The sequence below is a fragment of the Acidocella sp. genome, from assembly GCF_028687955.1.
Taxonomy (GTDB): Bacteria; Pseudomonadota; Alphaproteobacteria; order Acetobacterales; family Acetobacteraceae; genus Acidocella.
In genome coordinates, this window is sequence record NZ_JAQTZC010000122.1 from 1 (window position 1) to 2,553 (window position 2,553).

The 2,553-nt window shown below is 61.9% G+C and carries 2 pseudogenes; both read left to right on the forward strand.

Going from position 1 to position 2,553, the window contains the following annotated elements:
- Positions 1 to 811: 811 nt before the first annotated feature.
- Positions 812 to 2,252 (forward strand): annotated as a pseudogene (locus PHE40_RS10935) (Hint domain-containing protein).
- A pseudogene (locus tag PHE40_RS10940) lies at positions 2,194 to 2,553 on the forward strand (hypothetical protein); the annotation flags it as partial. The pseudogenes PHE40_RS10935 and PHE40_RS10940, both read left to right, overlap by 59 nt.

The window sequence follows — 2,553 nt, forward strand, 5'->3', positions numbered from 1 at the left end:
TCACACGGATGACCTCCAACGTATGATGATCAAGACTTCGTCCGTCGCGCTTCATACAAAACCATACCAAAAATAGCCAACTAAAGCTACAAAAATGTCGCCTTATTTACCGACTAATGAGTAAATAAGACATGTTGTGGACCGTTGCCGCCGTGAGATAGATTTTCCGGGCACGGCATTTGGCCGTGCCAGACCGGAAATTCTGGGGGTGCAGATGAGCGGGACCTCCTTTCTCGACAGCGTTATGGCAACCGTTTCCACAGGGAACGGCAAGGCGTAGGAGCTGGTTACGCTCTCCTCGGCTTCCGGCATCGTCGGCACCTTCGTGCCGGTCAGCCCGGCGGGCAGCATAGGCGCCAGCGCGCTCGCCGTGTATAATTGGGATCTAGCAACCCAACTCTCTGGATTTCTCGCCTCACTCACCGCGGGGCAGGGCGCGCGTATCGTCACGGTTGGTGATTCCACGACACTCGGCTTCGGCAGCGCAGTGTCGGGGTTTCGCGGCCTTTCCTACCCGGCCGAATTGGCGCAGGCGCTCTTAGCCCTCGGTGTCTCTGCGCAGTCCGATAATTTTCTTGGCCAGGGCAACGAAAACGGCGACACCACGGATCAGCGCGTGAGCCTCTCCGGCGCCGCCGCCTATATCGGGTGGTACGATGCCGGCGGCCAGGTGATCGAAACCAATGCGCCGGGGCAGACCGTGAGCTTCTCGCTCAACACACCGGGCAACTACAATCGCCTCTCGGTTTCTTATATTGACCTTGGCAGCGGTGCCCTCACCGTCTCGGTTGACGGCACGGCGGTGGGCACAATGCAATTTGGCAATACTGGCAGCACCAAGTCGCAGACCATCACGATCCCGGCCGGGCTGCACGGCCAAGTCACGCTCACCGCCGATTTCGCAAGCCCAACATATATCCAGGGTGCCGCTTTCTCCAGCAGCACAAGCAACCAGGTACAAATTTTCAACGCCGCCATTGGCGGCTGGGGGGCGGGCAACGCCAACATCAGCGTGCTCAACGGCCAGGTGCTGCACGGCTCCGCGCAAGGGTTTGGCCAGGTCGCCGGGACCGCCGCGCTCTCCCCCAACCTCGCGCTCATCGATCTCGGGATCAACGACATCACCGGCTTTACCAATTCCGGCGTCGAGGTGCCTACCGCCACCATCGCCGCCAACCTTGAACAAATCATCGCCACCTACCGCGCCATGGGCTGCGATGTCATCCTGGTTATTCCCCAGCCATTCTCAGACCCCAACTACGCCGCCGGCCTGCCTGCCCTGCGCGCCGCGCTGGAACAGGTCTCGCTCGCCGGAAATGTGCCCATCATCAACGGCACCAGCAGCAGCACTCTTCCCGCTGGTACTCTCGATTTCAGCGGGCTTTCGTACAACCAGCTTTGGTTCGGGCAGTCCGGGGAAAATCTGCTCATCAACGTGCTTGGTGCCAGTCAGCAGGTGGTGGTGCAAAACTGGTTCCTCAAAGCTGGCAGCGAACTGGCCGACCTCACCACCGCGGATGGCACGCTACCGGCAGCCAATGTCGCGGCACTCACCACCGCCATGCAAACATTCCTCACACTCAACCCAGGCTTCAACCCGGCCACCTCCAGCACCACCAGCCTGGCCGGCGCAGCCTTCGCCGGTGCGCTCGCCAGCGCCGTGCAGGCCAACTGGACCACGAGCGGCACCACGCCCCCCTGTTTCTGTCCGGGCACCCTCATCGCCACGCCTGGCGGTCCTGTAGCGGCGGAAAATCTTCGTGCCGGGGATTTTGTCACCGTCAGCTATGCCGGCGGGCAACGGATCAAATGGATCGGGTGGTGCACTTACATGGGCACCTTCGCGAACACGCATCTTACCTTACCCATTTGTATCAAGCCTGGCGCCATCGAGGATGGGATTCCGGCCCGTGAACTGCGTGTTTCCCCTGGCCATGCCATCGCCGTGGACGGATGGCATGGTCCATGCCGCCCGGCTGGTCAACAACCGCACCATCTTCCAGCTCCCAGATCAAGACAGCGTCACCTATTTTCACATCGAACTGGACACACACGAAATAATCTTCGCGGAGGACTGCCCGGCGGAAAGCTACCTGGACATCGGCCAGCGTTGCCAGTTCGAGAATGCCGGGGCGTACGAGCAGCTATACCCCGGCCCTGAAGCCGCACCCACGCCGTGCCTGCAGCGCCTGGATGACGGCTTCGCGCTGGACGCGATACTGCGGCCGCCTCGCAGCCCGCGCAGGCATTGAGCTGGCGGCGGGAGATGGCGCTCTGCGCGGATATGTGGATGTTGCCGGTCCGCGCCGCTGTGCCGGCTGGGCACAAGCCGAGGCAGCACCGGAAGCGCCGGTTTGTCTGGATATTTTCGTGGATGAACGCCGTGCCGGGCGGGTGCTGGCCAACCGCTACCGCGAGGATTTGCGCACTGCCGGGCTGGGCAGCGGCAATCATGGGTTTGAACTGGACCTACCCGAAGGCCTCCACGGCACCATCGAAGTTCGCCGCGCCAGCGACCAAGCCGTACTGCCCCTCAGTGTGTCAAACGGCACG